Here is a 702-nt window from a genome sequence, read left to right on the forward strand (position 1 = left end):
CTCGGCCAGCGCCCGTCGTGCCGTCGACGCGCCGATGCCGGTGCCCGCGGCGGCGGTGACGACCACCACCTTGCCCTGCAGAAGTCCGTGTCCGGCAATCTCTTTCGGGGCTTCGGACAGGCTCATCCCTTCACCTCTCGGGGTAGGCCGAGCACCCGCTCGGCGATGATGTTGCGCTGGATCTCGTTGGACCCGCCGTAAATGGTGTCCGCGCGGGTGAACAGGAACAGCCGCTGCCATTCGTCGAACTCGCCGTCGGCCAGGGTCAGCCCCGGCTTGCCGATGACGTCCATGGCCAGCTCGCCGAGGTCGCGATGCCAGTTGGCCCACAACAACTTCGACACGTTGTCCTGTCCGGGCTGCTCGACATCCATGGTGGCCAGCGCGTAGCTGCGCATGGCCCGCAGCCCGGTCCACGCCCGGGTCAGCCGCTCGCGGATGAACGGGTCCTCGGCGGCGCCGGTCCGCTGGGCAAGCTCGGCGAGGTTGGAAAGCTCACGGGCGTAACGGATCTGCTGCCCGAGCGTCGAGACCCCACGCTCGAAGGTCAGCGTCCCCATGGCGACCCGCCAGCCGTCGCCGGGCTCGCCGACCACCAGAGAGGCCTCGGTGCGGGCGTCGTCGAAGAACACCTCGTTGAATTCCGAGTCACCGGTCAGCTGGATGATCGGACGGACCTGGACACCGGGCTGATCCAGCGGC

General features: G+C 68.7%; 2 pseudogenes. Both read right to left on the reverse strand.

The features are described from left to right. Nucleotides 1-126 (reverse strand): annotated as a pseudogene (locus tag A9W96_RS31700) (short chain dehydrogenase); the annotation flags it as partial. Then, nucleotides 123-702, reverse strand: a pseudogene (ipdE1, locus tag A9W96_RS23225) (acyl-CoA dehydrogenase IpdE1); the annotation flags it as partial. The pseudogenes ipdE1 and A9W96_RS31700, both read right to left, overlap by 4 nt.

Source organism: Mycobacterium sp. 1245852.3, from assembly GCF_001669335.1.
Classification (GTDB): domain Bacteria; phylum Actinomycetota; class Actinomycetes; order Mycobacteriales; family Mycobacteriaceae; genus Mycobacterium; species Mycobacterium europaeum_A.